This window comes from Acidovorax sp. GW821-FHT10E03, from assembly GCF_059415205.1.
Window position 1 is genome coordinate 175,172 of sequence record NZ_JBWKMU010000003.1, and the last position, 17,695, is coordinate 192,866.

The 17,695-nt window shown below is 65.8% G+C and carries 15 protein-coding genes; 8 read left to right on the forward strand and 7 right to left on the reverse strand.

The annotated features are described in order from the left end of the window. The 4 genes from AC07OD_RS06630 to AC07OD_RS06645 all read right to left on the reverse strand — a co-directional run. On the reverse strand, positions 1-1,982 hold a 1,982-nt coding region (locus tag AC07OD_RS06630), incomplete at its 3' end, for a calcium-binding protein (protein ID WP_494595758.1). 593 nt (positions 1,983-2,575) lie between these two features. After that, entirely contained in the window at positions 2,576-3,106 is a 531-nt protein-coding gene (locus AC07OD_RS06635) for a hypothetical protein (RefSeq protein WP_218341162.1), read from the reverse strand. Further along, positions 3,103-4,611: an HlyD family type I secretion periplasmic adaptor subunit gene (locus tag AC07OD_RS06640; RefSeq protein WP_218341161.1), complete on the reverse strand. Its 1,509-nt coding sequence runs from the start codon at positions 4,609-4,611 to the stop codon at positions 3,103-3,105. Before AC07OD_RS06640 ends, AC07OD_RS06635 begins: the two co-directional genes overlap by 4 nt. After that, complete coding sequence (locus tag AC07OD_RS06645) at positions 4,608-6,896, reverse strand: type I secretion system permease/ATPase (protein ID WP_218341160.1); 2,289 nt, start codon at positions 6,894-6,896, stop codon at positions 4,608-4,610. The genes AC07OD_RS06640 and AC07OD_RS06645 overlap by 4 nt, the downstream gene beginning before the upstream one ends. Positions 6,897-7,116: 220 nt before the next feature. Here AC07OD_RS06645 and AC07OD_RS06650 point away from each other — a divergent pair, with 220 nt between their 5' ends. The 3 genes from AC07OD_RS06650 to AC07OD_RS06660 all read left to right on the forward strand — a co-directional run bounded on the left by AC07OD_RS06650 (position 7,117) and on the right by AC07OD_RS06660 (position 10,771). Beyond that, positions 7,117-8,127, forward strand: coding sequence for a BMP family protein (locus tag AC07OD_RS06650; RefSeq protein WP_218294858.1), 1,011 nt, complete (start codon positions 7,117-7,119; stop codon positions 8,125-8,127). 104 nt (positions 8,128-8,231) lie between these two features. Next, positions 8,232-9,203, forward strand: a complete 972-nt coding sequence (locus AC07OD_RS06655; RefSeq protein WP_369642549.1) for a 5'-methylthioadenosine/S-adenosylhomocysteine nucleosidase — start codon at positions 8,232-8,234, stop codon at positions 9,201-9,203. Beyond that, complete coding sequence (locus AC07OD_RS06660; protein WP_494595762.1) at positions 9,200-10,771, forward strand: ABC transporter ATP-binding protein; 1,572 nt, start codon at positions 9,200-9,202, stop codon at positions 10,769-10,771. The genes AC07OD_RS06655 and AC07OD_RS06660 overlap by 4 nt, the downstream gene beginning before the upstream one ends. A gap of 31 nt (positions 10,772-10,802) precedes the next feature. Here the strand turns inward: AC07OD_RS06660 and AC07OD_RS06665 are convergent, their stop codons facing one another. Continuing rightward, complete coding sequence (locus AC07OD_RS06665; protein WP_494595764.1) at positions 10,803-11,351, reverse strand: hypothetical protein; 549 nt, start codon at positions 11,349-11,351, stop codon at positions 10,803-10,805. A 101-nt stretch (positions 11,352-11,452) separates the two neighbouring features. Between AC07OD_RS06665 and AC07OD_RS06670 the strand changes: the two genes are divergently transcribed. Genes AC07OD_RS06670 through AC07OD_RS06685 form a run of 4 tightly spaced genes read left to right on the forward strand, consistent with a single transcriptional unit; the run spans position 11,453 to position 14,652 of the window. Further along, entirely contained in the window at positions 11,453-12,514 is a 1,062-nt protein-coding gene (locus AC07OD_RS06670) for an ABC transporter permease (protein WP_492805024.1), read from the forward strand. Beyond that, positions 12,511-13,434: an ABC transporter permease gene (locus AC07OD_RS06675; protein WP_494595766.1), complete on the forward strand. Its 924-nt coding sequence runs from the start codon at positions 12,511-12,513 to the stop codon at positions 13,432-13,434. Before AC07OD_RS06670 ends, AC07OD_RS06675 begins: the two co-directional genes overlap by 4 nt. After that, positions 13,431-13,904, forward strand: a complete 474-nt coding sequence (locus tag AC07OD_RS06680; RefSeq protein WP_492245332.1) for a hypothetical protein — start codon at positions 13,431-13,433, stop codon at positions 13,902-13,904. Before AC07OD_RS06675 ends, AC07OD_RS06680 begins: the two co-directional genes overlap by 4 nt. A gap of 13 nt (positions 13,905-13,917) precedes the next feature. Continuing rightward, the gene (locus tag AC07OD_RS06685; protein WP_494595768.1) at positions 13,918-14,652 is read left to right on the forward strand and encodes an AraC family transcriptional regulator; all 735 of its coding nucleotides are present in this window, start codon (positions 13,918-13,920) and stop codon (positions 14,650-14,652) included. A gap of 64 nt (positions 14,653-14,716) precedes the next feature. Here AC07OD_RS06685 and AC07OD_RS06690 read toward each other — a convergent pair whose 3' ends face one another. Further along, positions 14,717-15,109 carry a VOC family protein gene (locus tag AC07OD_RS06690; RefSeq protein WP_218294851.1) on the reverse strand — a complete coding sequence of 131 codons (393 nt, stop codon included), beginning with the start codon at positions 15,107-15,109 and terminating at the stop codon, positions 14,717-14,719. A gap of 119 nt (positions 15,110-15,228) precedes the next feature. Between AC07OD_RS06690 and AC07OD_RS06695 the strand changes: the two genes are divergently transcribed. Continuing rightward, positions 15,229-16,503, forward strand: a complete 1,275-nt coding sequence (locus tag AC07OD_RS06695; protein WP_218294850.1) for an amidohydrolase family protein — start codon at positions 15,229-15,231, stop codon at positions 16,501-16,503. Between the two features lie 58 nt (positions 16,504-16,561). Here AC07OD_RS06695 and AC07OD_RS06700 read toward each other — a convergent pair whose 3' ends face one another. Continuing rightward, positions 16,562-17,695, reverse strand: a complete 1,134-nt coding sequence (locus AC07OD_RS06700; RefSeq protein WP_369642555.1) for an ABC transporter permease — start codon at positions 17,693-17,695, stop codon at positions 16,562-16,564.

Genomic DNA, 17,695 nt, shown 5'->3' on the forward strand with positions numbered 1-17,695 from the left:
ACCGTGGGGTCCACCGAGCTCTGCGAGTAAGCGAAGTTGGTGATTGAGTCCTGACCATCACCCCGCCCGAACAGATAGGTCTGGCTCCCATAGCCACCACAAAGCAGGTCATTGCCCACTCCGCCATCCAGGGTGTCTGCATCTCCTGCAATACCGCCGCCAAAGCCACCCATCGCATACAGGATGTCGTTGCCCTCCCCACCAATCAATGTGTCCGAACCAAAGTCGCCTTGGAGCGTGTCGTTGCCCGCTCCACCCTCCAGCGTATCCGCCCCATCCCCCCCGCTCAGGGTGTCTTTGCCATCACCGCCCAGCAGCACATCGTTGCCCATCGCCCCAGAGAGAATGTCATCCCCCGTCAAACCATCCAGGAAGTCATTACCTGCATCCCCATTGAAGGTATTGGCATTGGCGTCCCCCGCATAGCTGTCGTCATTGACGGTGCCTTTCACCGCCGACGCTCCCACAAGGTTCAAACCCACCGCTTTGAATGCATCATGGATCGCCGTGTTTCCTGCCACCCCTGTTTGCATCAGCGTGCGCAGCTTCTCTGCCCCGTTCCAGCCCGCCGCCGTGAAGGTTTCTCCATAGGCCCGGTACAGGTCCAGGAACATCGCAGCCCCTTCCTGTGCATCGGCCGTGCTGGCCACCTCCAGCGCCGCGTCCATCTGCGAGAAGTCCAGCTCCACCCCTGCTTCCGACACGTTCAGCTGCACCATGTCCGCATACTGCGACAGCCGCACGGAGGGCATCATGTTCTTGCTCGCATCCTCCACCAGCCGGTCCCACAGCATTTCAATGTGCGGCTTGCCTACCAGGGGGGGCGGGATCACCACGATCCTGTAGCCCGGCACGCTGGCCGGCAGGCCGTGGGCCTTCTCCTGGATCACCTGCGACAGTGGCGTATCGACGGTGACAGGCCGCCCCGTGCCCGCCCCGTTGCTGGGGGGAGCGTAACGCGGTTCGATGTCGGACCATCTCAGGAAGGTGTAGCCCGTAAATGCTTCGTAGGTGTAGAGCTTTTCCAACTGCCCCACCATGCCCGAGCGCATGGCGTCGAATTTGGCTCTGTCTTCGGTCGACAGGCCGCTGCGGAATGTCTCGCGCGTCAGCCGGTCGGCCTTGACGGCCACGTACATCCAGGCCGCCTCCTGCTCGTCCGCCGGGTTGCGCAGGATCAGGCCCACGCCGTCTTCCTCCATCGCCACCTTGCTTGCTGTCATGTAGTCCGAGCGGCCGCCCCACTCCAGCAGCATTTCGCTGACGCTGCCCACGTAGCCCGCACGGTTGCCCGCGCCCTGGGCCTGGGTGTACCGGGCGATCAAGCCCGGGTCCAGCGTGGCCGCCTCTTGCAGCCCGCGCACCCAGCCGCTGCCCTGCAGGCCGGGCAGTGCCGCCGCCTCTGCGCTGATGGCGATTGGCGGGTGGGTGGTCACCGCGTTGTTCTGCGCCAGGATGAAGCTGCCCGCCTGGCCTTCGCTGCCGTCGGTGCGGGTAAAGCTGCCGGACTGCACCAGTTGCGCATCGCCATAGCTGGTGGCTGTTTTGGTGCTGCTCAGCTTGACGCTGGCAATGCCCGCCTCGGCCAGGGTCTGCATCTCGCCCGCCTGGCTGATGCCGTCCTGGTTCAGGTCGCGCCAGATGCGCACGTTGGTGTATTGGGCGTCCTTGGCGTCGAACAGACCATCGCCTGCGCCACCAGTGGCGTTTGCAGCACCACCCACATCCAGTTCGGCCAGGGCGGCAAAACCGTGGGCAGCCTTTTTGCCATCGGCCAGCAGGGTTTCGTCGCCAAAGAGTTCCCGGCCAGAGTCGATGACGCCGTTGCCGTTGCGGTCCAGCACCAGCAGGCCGTCGTCGGCTTGCACCCAGGAGGTCGCAGTGCGGATGGTGTCACCGTTGCCGTCGAACTGAACGCCTCGGGACAGGGGGGTGATTTCTAGGCCGTCGCCGTCCAGGTCCAGGACCAGGGGGTCGACCATGACGTATTTGATGTCTTTGACGAGGGGGTCGGGGTTACTGAGGACTACGTTTGATATGCAGCCATTTTTCGAAAGCTGGCTTCCAGGGATTCGCCAGAAATCGAATTCATATTCACCGTTTGGTATATACGCACCTGGCGGCGCATCAATGGGATTATCCCCATTGGGACGATAGCCAGAATCCCAAGCATCCTTAGCAAAGGTAGCCATCAGCTTTAAGGCAATGCCAAGCCCTTTGGTTTGAGGCGTGGGAATCGTTGCAAGCAAGTCGCCAAGCGCTGCAGCAAATCCGAGATATGAACTAATTATCGCATCAGATTGCCCCGAATTTACCGCACTCCTATAATCATCTAGCGCTGATGCAACGTTTACCACAGCCAATATTGGAGATGTCGCTGCTGCTGCCGAATTAAATGGCGACCCCGGTTTGGTCAGCTCCTGAACAATTCCAAGAGCCCCGGAAAAAACACCGTAAGCATTCCCTCCGATAGAATTGTTATCCCGAACAATTGATTGTCCATTAACAATATTTGACACACCATCATAGACATCTCTTCCGCCACCAAATATTGCTCCAACGTTAATCACGCTACTCATACACCATGCTCCTCATAATGCTTCAGTTCAACAACAAGATCCTCTACCTCCACTGGAATACTCTCACTAGAAAAAGAGAAAAATCCCAGCCTTTTTACACTCGGTCTAAAATAAATCTCCTCCACTCGACCGTCATAAAATTTTAGGCAAACACGAACCATGGGGAATCTTCCAACGGTTATTGATCGATCAACACACAGCAAGCCACACAACGATAGGTCAATCGTTCTCTGCCAACGTCTTCTGGGCATTATTCTTATCATCCTACTAAATGCGAATATAGAAATTTCTTTTGGCGAAGTAACGACCAAAAATAGTCTCAACAACAATACACCACCCCAAATCGCGAAGGCGACCCATGCCATCCGGACTTCGCCCTTTGCAATCTCTGCAAGCACGTGCACCACGAGTACAAAAGCAATAATAAAACTCGTCCATGCAAGATAGAAATCCTTGAATTTAAAAGTTATGTCATTCGTTTTCATTGATATTTTCGCATTGACCACATCATTAACAATAATATTCACCGCTCCCTCAAACTCTCACTGCCCGCCCGCTGAATCGGACTGAGCAGGTATTCGACAACTCTCCGTTGCCCGGTCTTTATCTCCGCTGTGATATTCATCCCCGGCGCCAGCTTGATTTGTTTACCGTCCACATCAATGCTGGTCTGGTTGAGCTTCAGGGTCGCCGGGAAGATCGCGCCCCGTTTCTCATCATTCACCGCGTCCCGCGTGACCTTGTCCACGCTGGCCTTGACAGTGCCGTACCGGGTGAACGGAAACGTCTCCAGCTTGATGGCCACGTCCTGCCCCGGTGCCACAAAACCGATGTCCTTGTTCTCCAGCGTCACCTCGGCGCTCATACTGGCCGCATCGGGCACGATGACCATCAACGCCTGGGCTTCGGTAACCACGCCGCCTTCGGTGTGCAGGGCCAGTTGCTGCACGGTGCCGGCCACGGGGGCTGTGAGGGTGGCGAGTTGCTCGCGCTGGGTGGCCTTGGTGAGTTCTTGGCCGGTTTGGTGGCGCTTGAGGTCAGCCTGGGCCTGGCGTTCGCTCAGGGCTCTGCGGCTTTCTGCCAGGTAGGCGCTGCGGGTGTGCTCGGCTTCGCGCAGGGCGGCCTGGGCTTCCTGCAGCCGGGCCTGCTGGGTGGCCAGGTCGCGTTCGAGCTCGATGCGTTCGCGGGTGCGGTCCTGGTTGGCGTGGCCAGACATGAAGCCTTGGGCGGTGAGGGCCTGGAAGTCTTGCTCGCGCTGGCGGGCGATGGGCACGGTGGCTTCGAGCTTGCCGATCATGGCGCGCACGGTGGCCATCTCGGCCTGGCGGCGCTGATGTTCGGCAGACAGCTTGGCCAGGCGGGCGGTGATGTCGCTCCACTCGGCGGCCAGTTGGGCCTGGGTGTCGGCTTTGTCGGCGGCTGTCCAGTCTGCCGGGGTGTCTTGGTTTAGAGCTTTTTTGGCATCTAGCGCTTGATGGGTGTGCGCTACCAGCTCTTGTTTTAATAGCACCTGCTGCAAAGCCCGGGCGCGCAGCCAGTCGGACTGGGCGGCCTTGCGGGTCTCGTGCAGGCTGGCTTTGTCGGCCTGGGCGGTGGTGGGATCCAGCTCCACCAGGGGCTGGCCTGCTTCTACGTGGTCGCCGTCTTTGACCAGGATGCGCTGCACCACGCTGCGCTCCAGCGGCTGGATGACCTTGGTGCGGTCGCTCACGATGATGCGGCCAGGGGCCACGGCCACGATGTCGATCTTGCCGAAGATGGCCCAGGCCAGGGCGATGAGGAACAGCGCCATGAGCACAAAGGCAATGCGCCGGGGTGCGGGGTGGACGGGAGTTTCTTGCAGGCTCAGGGCGGCGGGCAGGAAGGCCTGCTCGTCGGCCAGCCGGGCGGGGCCAGCCAGCTCATGGCGATGCTGCCAGGCGGCTTTGAAGATGGCGCGGTAGCGGGACAGCAGTTCGGTGGCGGGGTGGCGCGGGGCTGCCGGTGCGGCCAGGTTTGCCGCCGTGTGCACGGTTGTTGTGGTGCTGTTCATGCCGCCACCTCTTGCTGGGCAGGGTTGCTGCCGCCACTGGGGGCTGGTGGTGGCTCCGCCCGGCTGCCGTGTTGCATGCGCCACAGGTGGGCATACAAACCTTGCTGCTTTTGGATCAGGGCGTCGTGCGGGCCGGCTTCGACGATGCGGCCCTTGTCCATGACGATGATGCGGTGGGCGTGTCTGACCGCGCTCAGGCGGTGGGCAATGATGAGCACGGTGCGGCCCTGGCAGATGTGCTGCATGTTGCGCTGGATGATGGCTTCGGACTCGTAGTCGAGGGCGCTGGTGGCTTCGTCCAGGATGAGGATGCGGGGGTTGGTGAACAGGGCGCGGGCAATGGCAACGCGCTGACGCTGCCCGCCAGAGAGGCTGCCGCCCTGCTCGCCCACCAGGGTGTCGTAGCCTTCGGGCAGTTCGCTGATGAAGTCGTGGGCGCCGGCCAGTTGGGCGGCGTGCACCACGGCTTCGATGGGGGCGGCGGGGTCGGCAATGGCGATGTTCTCGCGCACGCTGCGGTTAAAGAGCAGGTTCTCCTGCAACACCACGCCCACCTGGCGGCGCAGCTGGGCAGCGTCGATGAGGCTGATGTCGATGCCGTCGACCAGGATGCGGCCTTGCTCGGGGGTGTACAGGCGTTGCACCAGTTTTGTGAGGGTGCTTTTGCCGGAGCCGGAGCGGCCCACGATGCCGATGACTTCGCCGGCGCGCACGTCCAGGCTGACGCCGCCGAGCACCGGGGCGGCTTCGGGGCGGTATCTGAAGTGGATGCCGTCCAGAGTGATGCGGCCTTTGATGGGCGGCAACTGGGCGGCACTGCTGGGGGGCACCTCGGTGCGGGTGTTCAGGATGTCGCCCAGGCGGGCCATGGAGATGCCGGTCTGCTGGAAGTCGGTCCACAGCTGGGCCATGCGCATGATGGGCTGGGCCACGCGCTGGGCAAACATGTTGAAGGCCACGAACTGGCCCACGGTGAGTTCGTTGCCCATGACCAGGTGGGCGCCGTACCAGAGGGTGGCGGCGTTCACCAGCTTGCCAATGAGGTTGACACCTTCGTGGGCCCAGCTGGCGAGGTTCTGCGTTCTGAAGCTGGCGCTGACGTAGGCGGCCAGCTGGTTGTCCCAGCGGCGGGCGAAGCTGGGTTCCAGCGCGCTGGCTTTCACGGTCTGGATGCCGGTGACGGTCTCCACCAGCATGGACTGGTTCTCTGCACCACGGGCAAATTTGACATCGAGCCGCCTTCGCAGGATGGGCACTACCGCGAGGCTCAGGCCAAAGTACAGCGGCAGGCTCACCAGCACGATAAGGGTCAGCGGCACGCTGTAGAACAGCATCACGCCGATGAAGATTACCGAGAACAACACGTCCAGCACCACGGTGAGGGCGTTGCCGGTAAGAAAGCTGCGAATGTTCTCCAGCTCGCGCACGCGGGCGACCGAGTCGCCCACACGCCGCGCCTGGAAGTACGCCAGGGGCAACTGCACCAGGTGCCGGAACAGCCGGGCGCCCAGTTCCACGTCGATGCGGCTGGTGGTGTGGCTGAAGACGTAGGTGCGCAGGGCATTGAGCAGGCTCTCGAACACCACGACCACCACCAGGCCGATGACGAGCACATCCAGCGTGGTGACGCCCCGGTGTACGAGCACCTTGTCCATCACCACCTGGAAAAACAAAGGGCTGACCAGGGCGAACAGCTGCAGCATGAAGGAGATGAGCAGCACCTCGCCCAGCAGCTTGCGGTGTTTGATGAGGCTGGGGATGAACCAGGAGAAGTCGAACTTGGCGAGTTCGCCCGCCAGGCTGGCGCGGCTGGTCACCAAAACAAGTTCGCCGCTCCATTGGGCGGCGAATGTGTTCAGGGATTCGATGACCGGGCGGGAGCCGCCACCAGAAGCGGCCGGGTCTTGAATCAGCACGCGCTGGCCATCGCATTGGGCCAGGACCACTGTGCGGACAGCACCATCATCCGAACGCATCAGCGCCAGGGCGGGCAAGGGCGACAACTGCAGCCGCTCGATTGTCGTGCGCGAGAGTTTGGCCTTGAGGCCCAGATGCTTGGCGGCGCGCAGCAGGTCTTCGGTGCTGGTAGTCTGGCTGGGCTGCAGGCCCAGTTGGTGGGCCAGCGTGGCCGGGTCTGCGGGGATCTGGTGGAAGCGGGCCAGGACGCACAGACATGCAAGGGAATCGGCCGGGTTTGCCTCCTGTTTACCCCTGCCATCCCGTGCTGCCGATTCACCAACAACCCCACACGGCGCGGCCGCGCCACTCCCCTGCTGCTCGATCATTGCATCCCCTCTTTTCTTATGTGACCGGGATGCTAGGCGTAAGAGGCGTAACTTGCCGCGACTCTATATGCAACGGTTGCCCATTTTTTGAAACGGGATGTCAACCCACACCGACAACACAGACAGCGCCTATCATGAGCGTGCATATTTTTTGCTTACAAGCACTCGGACTGCCAAACAGCCATTTTCCCGCCCACTCACCGACGCAAAGGACTCCACCATGACCACTCGCCGCATCTTCACCGGACGCCTGCTCTGCACTTCCATGGCCCTTTCGGCCGCCATGGGCCTGGCACCCTCGCTGGCCCACGCGCAGTCCAAGCTCAAGGTCGCGGCGATCTACACGGTGCCCTACGAGCAGCAGTGGGTGAGCCGCATCCACAAGGCCCTGAAGGCCGCCGAAGCGCGCGGCGAGATCGAATACAAGGCCAGCGAGAACGTCTCCAACGCCGACTACGAGCGCGTGATGCGCGAGTACGCCACCGGCGGCAACCAGCTCATCGTGGGCGAGGCCTTCGCGGTGGAGACCGCCGCCCGCAAGGTGGCCAAGGACTTCCCCAAGACCTCGTTCCTGCTGGGCTCCTCGGGCAAGCCGCAGGCGCCCAATTTCAGCGTGTTCGACAACTACATCCAGGAGCCCGCCTACCTGTCCGGCATGGTCGCGGGCGGCATGACCAAGACGAACAAGATCGGCATGGTCGGCGGCTTCCCCATTCCCGAGGTCAACCGCCTGATGCACGCCTTCATGGCCGGCGCGAAGGAGACCAACCCCAAGGTCGAGTTCACCATCACCTTCATCAACAGCTGGTTCGACCCGCCCAAGGCCAAGGAAGCCACCTTCGCCATGATCGACAAGGGCGCCGACGTGCTCTATGCCGAGCGCTTTGGCGTGTCCGACGCGGCCAAGGAAAAGGGCAAGCTGGCCATCGGCAACGTGATCAACACCCAGGACAAGTACCCCGACACCGTGGTCGCCTCCGCGCTGTGGCACATGGAGCCCAGCATCGAACGCGCCCTCAAGCTGGTCAAGGACGGCAAGTTCACGGCCGAGGACTACGGCCCCTACTCGATGATGAAGCACAAGGGCTCTGAATTGGCGCCGCTGGGCACGTTCGAGAAGAAGGTGCCCGCCGACATCGTGGCCAAGGTCAAGGCCAAGGAGGCCGACATCCTGGCCGGCAAGTTCAGCGTGAAGGTGGACGACAGCCAGCCCAAGTCCACGGCCAGGTAGGCACCCCGGCGCGCGGGCACCGGCTGCGCTGTGGCCTGCGCCGCCGTGCGCTGCGCTGCGCTGTACGATTTTTCCTTTTCTTCTTTTTCCCGACAAGGAGCGCCATGCCCGCACCGCTTTCCCACCGCCCCGAGACAACCGCCCTGGCCGCGCGGTGCATGCGCCTGCTGGGCGCCCTGGCCCTGGCCACGCTGGTGGCGGGTTGCGCCGCGGTCGCGCCGGGCCAGGCGGCACGGCTGGACAGCACGCCGCGCATCGCCGTCATCTCGGCCTTTGCACCCGAGCTGACGGTGCTGCTGCCCCAGGTGCAGCAGCCGGCCAGGCACAGCGTCAACGGCGTGGAATTCACCACCGGCACGCTCTCGGGCAAGCCCGTGGTGGTGTTCCTGTCGGGCATCAGCATGACCAACGCGGCCATGAACACGCAATTGGTGCTGGACCGCTTCAACGTGAGCCACATCGTCTTTTCCGGCATTGCCGGCGGCGTGAACCCCGGCCTGCACATTGGCGACGTGACCGTGCCCGCGCAGTGGGGCCAGTACATGGAATGGCTGATGGCGCGTGAAGACCAGCCCGGCCAGTACAGCGCCCCCGCGTGGATGAAAAGCGAACTGACGATGCCCGCCTTCGGCATGATGCACCCGCGCCCGGTCGAGGTGAGGTCGGCGGCCAAGCCCGGCATCACCAGACAGTTCTGGTTTGAGGCGGACCCCCAAATGCTGGCCACCGCGCGCGGCCTGCAGGACGTGGGCCTGGCGCATTGCCTGGCCAGCACCTGCCTGAAACAGCGTCCGCAGCTCGTGGTGGGCGGCAACGGCGTGTCGGGCCAGGCCTTCGTGGACAACAAGGCTTTCCGCGAATACGCGTTCAAGACCTTCGAGGCCAATGTGCTCGACATGGAGACCGCCGCCACCGCCATGGTGGCCCACAGCAACGGCGTGCCCTACATCGCCTTTCGCTCGCTGAGCGATCTGGCCGGTGGTGGCGAAGGCGAGAATGAAATGGGCACCTTCATGGGCCTGGCGGCGGCCAATTCCGCCAAGGTGCTGCTGGCCTTTCTCTCAAACTGGAAATGACGGACCCCTCCGGCCCCGTCCTGCGGCTGCAGGGCATCACCAAACGCTTCGGCAAGCTGGTAGCCAACGACGGCATCAGCCTTGCGCTGCAGCGCGGCGAGGTGCTGGCACTGCTGGGGGAGAACGGGGCGGGCAAGTCCACGCTGATGTCCATCCTGTTCGGCCACTACGTGGCCGACGCGGGCCACATCGAGGTCTTCGGCCAGCCGCTGCCGCCCGGCCAGCCACGCGCGGCGCTGGCGGCGGGCATCGGCATGGTGCACCAGCATTTCACCCTGGCCGACAACCTCACGGTGCTGGACAACGTGCTGCTGGGCACCGAACCCTTGTGGCAGCCCTTCTCACGGCGCGCGGGTGCGCGCGAGCGCCTGCTGGCGGTGTCCCGCCAGTTCGGCCTGCCCGTGCGGCCCGAGGCGCTGGTGGGCGGCCTCTCGGTCGGCGAGCGCCAGCGCGTCGAGATCCTCAAGGCGCTGTACCGGGGCGCGCGCATCCTCATCCTGGACGAACCCACCGCCGTGCTCACGCCGCAGGAAAGCGAAGCGCTGTTCGACACGCTCGCGCAGATGGTGGCGCAGGGCCTGTCCATCATCTTCATCAGCCACAAGCTGGCCGAGGTGCTGCGCGTCTCGCACCGCGTGGCCGTGCTGCGCCAGGGCAAGCTCGTGGCCGAGGCCCCCGCGCAGGGCACCACGCAAGGCCAGCTCGCGCAGTGGATGGTGGGCCATACCATCGAGGCCAGCGAACGCCGCCCCGCCCGGAGCGTGGGTGCGCCGGTGTGCACGCTGGCCGATGTGTCCACCGCCCCCACCGGGCGCGACCGGCTGCAGGGGGTGTCGCTCACCCTGAACGCCGGCGAGATCGTCGCCATCGCCGGTGTCTCGGGCAATGGCCAGGTGGCGCTGGCCGATGTGCTGTGCGGCGTGCGCGCCGCCACCGCCGGCCAGATCACGCTGCTGGGCACGCCGCTGCAGGCCCGCCCGGCTTGGGTGGTGGACCAGGGCGTGGCCCGCATCCCCGAGGACCGCCATGCCGTGGGCGTGGTGGGCGACCTGCCGGTGTGGGAGAACGCCGTGTCCGAACGCCTGCGCAGCCACTGGTTCGCCCACCCCTGGTTCCGGGCCTTCTGGGTCAAGCGCGGCGCCGCGCGCCAGCATGCCCAGCGCGTGGCCGAGACCTTCGACGTGCGCGGCGGCGGGCCCGACACCCCTGCCCGCGCGCTCTCGGGCGGCAACATGCAAAAGCTCATCCTGGGCCGCGCCCTGCTGCCGCCCTACGACGCCAGCCAGAGCGCCCCTGCGCCGCGCCTCATCGTGGCCCACCAGCCCACCTGGGGGCTCGATATCGGCGCCGTCACCTTCGTGCAGCAGCAGCTCATCAACGCGCGCGACGGCGGTGCCGCCGTGCTGCTGATCTCGGACGATCTCGACGAGGTGCTGGCCCTGGGCGACCGCGTGGCGGTGATGCACGAGGGGCACCTGAGCGCAGCGCGGCCCGCAGAGGGCTGGACGCGCGAGGCCATCGGGCTGGCGATGGCGGGCGCGGCCAGCAGCGCGGAGGAAACCCCGTGACTGCGCAGGCGCCGATTCAGCGCCCGGGCCCTTACCCGCCGCCCATGCCAGCCAGTGTCCTGAAGACAAGCCAGGTGAACACCAGGGCCGGCAGGTACAGCGCGGAGGCGATGGACAGCTCCCACCACGACAGGGCGCGCCGCCACCACACGCCGAGCATCACGGGCGCACACCCCATCACCATCAGGATGATGGATGGAAAGAACAACACCCCCGCCAACAGGAACAGGGGCGCCCACAGCAGCACGCGGCTGATCTTGAAGGCCATGGGCCGGCCGCTGCGCCAGGTATGCAGCAGCAGGCCGAGAAAGCCTGCCACCAGGGCCGACACCACGCCGATGGTGATGCGCCTGTGCCGCACCCGACCTTCTTCCTGCAGCCTGCGTGTGTGGTCCAGCCATTCGTTGATGTCGGCGGTGTATTCCGCTTCGTTCTTCAGCGGCAGGTCCGGCGGGGCGACCGGCGCAGCCGTTGCCGGGCCCTCGCCGGTCAATGCCTGTGCCATGGCACCTGCGCAGCCCAGCGCCAGCGCGCCGCACAGCAACATGCGCCCAAGCCATCCCCACACCAGGTTTTGCATGATCTCTCTCTCCCGTTATTGGCGGCCTGCGTGGAGCAAGCCGAACCTCTCCGCCGCGGATGGTAATCCGATGCCCTCCATTCCCCACGAAGCGCCGACCCATGCGGCTTGAAAAACGCAACCACATCTCCCCCGCCGCCTACGTGGCGGCGCCGGTGGGCGCCGTGGTGTTCACCCTCGTCATCAGCGGCCTGCTGGTGCTGTGGGCCGGCGCGCCCGTGGGCCAGACCTATGCACTGCTCGTCAAGGGCGCCTTCGGCTCGGTCTTCGCGCTGACCGAAACCCTCACGCGCGCCACGCCGCTGATCCTGACCGGGCTGGCCGCGGCCGTGGCCTTTCGCGCCCGGCTGTTCAACATCGGTGCCGAGGGGCAGCTGTATGCCGGTGCGCTGGCCGCCGTGGCCGTGGGCGGCCTGCATGGCGGCACGGGGCTGGAATGGTCGCCCTGGCTGCTGTTCCCGGCGATGATGCTGGCGGCGGCCCTGGCCGGCGCCCTGCTGCTGCTGGGCCCGGCGCTCATGAAGTCGCGCCTGGGGGTGGACGAGGTGGTGACCACGCTGCTGCTCAACTTCATCACCCTGCTGCTGGTCTCGGCCCTGCTCGACGGTCCCATGAAAGACCCGCTGTCCATGGGCTGGCCGCAGAGCGTGGCGCTGCAGGGAGACCTGGAGCTGTCCAGGCTGGTGCCGCAGACGCGCCTGCACACGGGACTGCTGTGGGCCATCGGCCTGGCACTGATCCTCTGGGCCATCCTGCGGCGCACGGTGCCGGGCTTCGACATCCGCGCGGCCGGTGCCAATGCGCGGGCCGCCGCGTTTGCCGGCGTGCCCATCACCCGCACCGTGGTGCTGGTGGCCCTGCTCTCGGGCGGGCTGGCGGGGCTGGCCGGTGCCATCGAGGTGGCGGGCCGCACCGGCTACGTCACGCTCGACATGTCGCCGGGCTATGGCTACAGCGGCATCGTGATCGCCATGCTGGCCGGGCTGCACCCGCTGGGCGTGATCGCGGCGGGCACCTTCGTGGCCGGCGTGCTGGTGGGTGCCGACAGCATGAGCCGCGCGGTGGGCGTGCCCACCTACATCGCCGACGTGATCGTGGCCACCTCGCTCATCGCGGTGCTCGTCGCCACCCTGCTCACGCAGTACCGGGTGAGGTGGAAATGACCGAACTCCTCGACATCCTGGCCAATCCGGCCTTCTGGATCGCCACGCTGCGCGTGGCCACGCCGCTCATCCTGGGCACGCTCGGGGTGCTGCTGTGCGAGCGCGCCGGCGTGCTCCACCTGGGCATCGAGGGCATCATGGTGGCGGGCGCCTTCACGGGCTGGCTCACGGTGTACGCCGGGCACGGCCTGTCGACCGGGGTGCTGGTGGCGGCGCTCACGGGGGGCGTGTTCGGGCTGCTGCATGCCTGGCTCACGGTGGGGCTGGCGCTGTCGCAGCATGTCTCGGGCCTGGGCATCACGCTGCTGGCCACGGCGCTCAGCTACTACGGCTACCGCGTGAGCTTTCCGAAGGTGAACACGCCGCCCACCATCGAGCCTTTCGCCGCCATGGATTGGCTGGGCGTGCCCATTCTCTCAGCGCAGACGCCACTCACGCTGCTGGCGCTGGCCCTGGTGCCGATACTGGCCTGGGTGCTCATGCGCACGCCGCTGGGCCTGGCCGTGCGCATGGTGGGCGAGAACCCGCAGGCCGCCGAGGGCCAGGGCATCCCGGTGGCGGCCACGCGCACGGGGGCCATCGTGGCGGGCTCGGCGTTGATGGGTGTGGCGGGGGCCTTCCTCACGCTGTCGGCGTTCAACGCTTTCTTCTTCAACATGGTGAACGGGCGCGGCTGGATCTGCGTCGCGCTGGTGGTGTTCGCCTCGTGGCGCCCCGGCAAGGCACTGCTGGGCGCGCTGCTGTTCGCTTTTTTCGATGCGCTGCAGCTTCGGCTGCAGCAGGCGGGCGGCGCGTGGCTTCCGTACCAGGTGTATCTGATGCTGCCCTACCTGCTCTCCATACTGGCCCTGGTGCTGGTGGCGCGCAAGGCAGCGTACCCGCAGGCGCTGATGAAGCCCTACCGCAAGGGCGAGCGGTGAGGCGCGCGCCCAGCCCCATCGCGCCTTGGCTGGCGGCCGCGCTGCTGGCCTGTGCGGGGCATGCCCACGCGCTGGGGCAAGACATGCCGTATGAATCCTTCACCGCCGCGCCCGATGTGGACTGGGTCAAGGTTTGCGGTCAGTGGCCCGCCCCGGTGCAGCCGGGTGAAGGCGGCGGCACGTACCGCATCGTGCACGCCACGCGCTACGCGCAGTCTTTTCTCTACCTGCAGTGGATCGCGCGGGACCGCACCGACAGCGCCGCCGCGGTTCACACCGAGGGTTTTGCGCAGATCAACAACGACCATGCCGCCATCACCCTGAGCCAGATGAGCTGCCTGCCCACGCGCCGGGGCATTCGCTTCACAGCGCGGGCGCAGTCTGGCCATGACGACAGTGTGTTCCGTATCACCATCGACGCTGGACACAACCCGGGCGAGGTGCGCTTTCGCACCACACAAAAGCGCTGACGGCGGGCCTGCCATGCCAGACGTGCCGCCTTCTCTCAGCACCAGCCCCTTGCTGCCACTGACCGTGCTGGCGCGCTGGCAGTTCGACACCACCGATGCCAGTGCCACCACGGTGCTGCCCGATGGCTGCAGCGACCTCATCCTGCATGTGGAGGCTTGCGGGCACTCCGCCTGGCATGTCTCACCACTGGCCGACGCTGCCATGGAGGTGCCCGGACGCGCTGGCGAGCAGTGGCTGGGCTACCGCCTGTGTCCCGGCACCACCATCGATGCAGCAGCATTGCTGCAGTCCGCACGGGCCATCTGGCACCAGCACAGGCGCCGCGCTGGGCCACGCTCCTGCGGCCTGGGCCACGACACCACGGCGCTGGAAGCCTTGCTGCTGGAGGCCATCGACCACCACACCGACAGGGACCCACGCGTCCAAGAGGCGCTACACGCGCTGGCGCATGCAGCCACGGTGGGCGCGGCAGCACACGGCCTAGGGGTGTCCGAACGCACGTTGGAGCGTCTGACCCAACGCTCCACCGGCCAATCGCCCCGCTTCTGGCGCGCGCTGGCCCGCGTGCGCCGTGCAGCGCAGGCGCTCGGCACGGCCAAACCGCTGGCGGAGATTGCAGCCGACAACGGCTACGCCGACCAAGCCCACTTCCACCGCGACTGTCTGCGCTGGCTCGGGCAGACGCCTGCAGCGCTGCGCCGCACACCACAACTGCTGGCCACGGTGGCGCAGGCGGGCTATGGCTGAATTTCATGTGAAACCCACGCCCCGGGGCCGGCACCACCGTCTACGCCTGCGCCACCACGACCGTTCAAACGGCGGGCGGCCCCATGGGCGTGCACAGCTCCACCAGCGCACCGTTGATGTCCGCGACATAGGCCACCGTCTGGCCCCAGGGCATCTGCCCGGGCGCCTGCACCAGCCGGGCACCGGCATCCACCGCGCGCTGCACGGCAGCAGCCACGTCGGTGGTGGTGAACGCGATCTCGAAACTGGGCGCCTCTGCCGACGCGCGCTGCGGGTTCTTGCCCAGCTCGGCCATCAGCCGCAGCGACGAGAAGGCCAGCGCGGTGGCGCCCGTGTCCAGCTCGCCGAAGTCGCCGGCCTCGTGCACGAAGCGGCGGGTGAAGCCGAAGGCGGCCTCATAAAAAGCGATGGTCCTGGGAACATCTTCGACGTAGAGAATGGTGTAGCCAAATTGCATGAAGACTGCCTTTGCAAAAATGCGCTGAAATAGATGCGCCCTGTGAGACACCCAGCTTAGGCACAAAGCCCGCCACGGTCTTGAAAAAACCCGACACCCCGACACCAGACGCCCCCACCATGCTCGACCTGCTCATCACCCACGCCACCCTGCCCGACGGCCGCCAGAACATGTCGATTGCCGTGCAGGACGGCCGCATCGCCGAGGTGACCGAGGGCCTGCAAGCCCCCGCGCACGAAACAGTGGATGCGGGCGACCTGCTCGTCAGCCCACCGTTCGTGGACGCGCATTTCCACATGGACTCGACCCTGAGCTACGGCCAGCCGCGCGTGAACGAGAGTGGCACGCTGCTCGAAGGCATTGCACTGTGGGGCGAGCTCAAGCCGATGCTGACGCACGAGTCCATCGTAGAGCGCGCCCTGCGCTATTGCGACATGGCCGTGGCGCGCGGACTGCTGGCCATTCGCAGCCATGTGGACACGAGCCACCCCAGCCTGCTGCCCGTGCAGGCCCTGCTGGATGTGAAACAGCGCGTGGCGCCCTACCTGGACCTGCAGCTCGTGGCCTTCCCACAAGACGGGGTGCTGCGCGCGCCGGGGGGGCTCGACAACCTGAAACGGGCTCTGGATATGGGCGTGGAGGTGGTGGGCGGCATTCCGCATTTCGAGCGCACCATGGCCCAGGGCGCCGAGAGCGTGAAGGTCCTCTGCGAACTGGCGGCAAGCCAGGGCAAGCGCGTGGACATGCACTGCGACGAATCCGACGATCCGCTGTCACGCCACGTCGAAACCCTGGCCTTTGAGACCCAGCGCCTGGGCCTGCAGGGCCGCGTGACGGGTTCGCACCTCACCTCCATGCACAGCATGGACAACTACTACGTGAGCAAGCTCATCCCGCTGATGGCCGAGGCCGACCTGGGCGTGGTGGCCAACCCGCTCATCAACATCACGCTGCAGGGCCGCCACGACACCTACCCCAAGCGCCGGGGCATGACCCGCGTGCCCGAGCTGATGGCCGCGGGCCTGACCGTGGCGTTCGGCCACGACTGCGTGCTGGACCCCTGGTACAGCGGCGGCAGCGCCGACATGCTGGAGGCCGCGCACATGGGCCTGCACGTGGGGCAGATGACCAGCCAGGCCGCGATGCGGCAGTGTTTTGATGCGGTGACGGTGAATCCCGCCAAGCTGCTGGGGCTGGAGGGCTACGGCATCGAGCCGGGCGCATATGCCGACTTCGTGCTGCTGCACGCACGCAATCCCGTGGAAGCAATCCGCCTGCGCGCCGCGCGCCTGGGCGTGTGGCGGCGCGGCAAGCTACTGGCCAGCAGCCCGCCCCCCGTGGCCCAACTGCACCTGCCGGGGCGGCCCGACAACGTGAATTTCACATCAAATTAGCCTCTCGCGCTTATGTATCAAGCGCAGGCAGCTACACATTCCATAGCATTACAAGCATCTACGCCATGCGCGCAATCGTCTTGCGAAACCGCGCCAGCGCCAGGCTGAACAGCACGGCCCCAATCCCCAGCAGCCACACCAGCGACGGCCACACCACCGCCCAGCCCGCGCCCCGGTAGAGGATGGCCTGGGCCAGTTCGGTGAAGTGGGTGGTGGGCGCCAGCGCCATGCCGTACTGCACCCACAGCGGCATGCTCTCGCGCGGGGTGACGCCGCCCGACAGCATCTGCAGCGGCATCATCACCAGCACCATCAGCAAGCCAAACTGCGGCATGCTGCGCGCCACCGTGGCCATGAAGATGCCCATGGACGTGGTGGCAAACAGGTGCAGCGTGGCCCCCAGCAGGAACAGCGGCACCGAACCCTCGATGGGCACGCCAATCGCCCAGCGGATCACCGCCGTGAGCGAAATCCACGTGGCGACCAGCACCACCAGCGCCATGGCCCAGACCTTGGCCAGCATGATCTCGCCCGGGGTGACGGGCATCACCAGCAAATGCTCCACCGTTCCATGCTCGCGCTCGCGGATCAGCGCGGCGCCGGTGAGGATGATGGAGAGCATGGTCACGATGTTGATCAGCTCCATGAGCGAGCCGAACCACGCGGGGTTCAGCGCCGGGTTGAAGCGCGAGCGCACCGTGAGCTCGATGGGCTGCTCGGCCACGGAGCGGTCGCGCTGCACGAACTCGGCCACCTCCAGCTGCACGATCTGCTGCACCGCCCCATTGGCCGCGAACGCCTGCCCCATGCGCGTGGCGTCGATGTTGAGCTGCACCTGCGGCACCCGGCCTGCCAGCACGTCGCGCTGGAAGTGGGCGGGGATGTGCAGCACCAGCGTGAAGCGGCCGGCGTCCAGGCCCGGGTCCACCTCGCGCATGCTGATCATGGCGGGGCGCGTGAACTGGGGGGCGTAGAACGCGGTGGCGATGCGCTGGGACAAGGCCGAGTCGTCCTCGTCCACGATGGCAATGGGCACGTGGTGCAGCGTCTCGGGCTGCGCCATGCCCGCCGAGTACACCGCGAGTGTGGTGGTGTAGACGATGAGGAACAGCATGGCCGGGTCGCGCCACAGGCTCCAAAGCTCCTTGATGCCTAACCGAAAGATGTTGGACCACCGTCCACGCAACGCCAT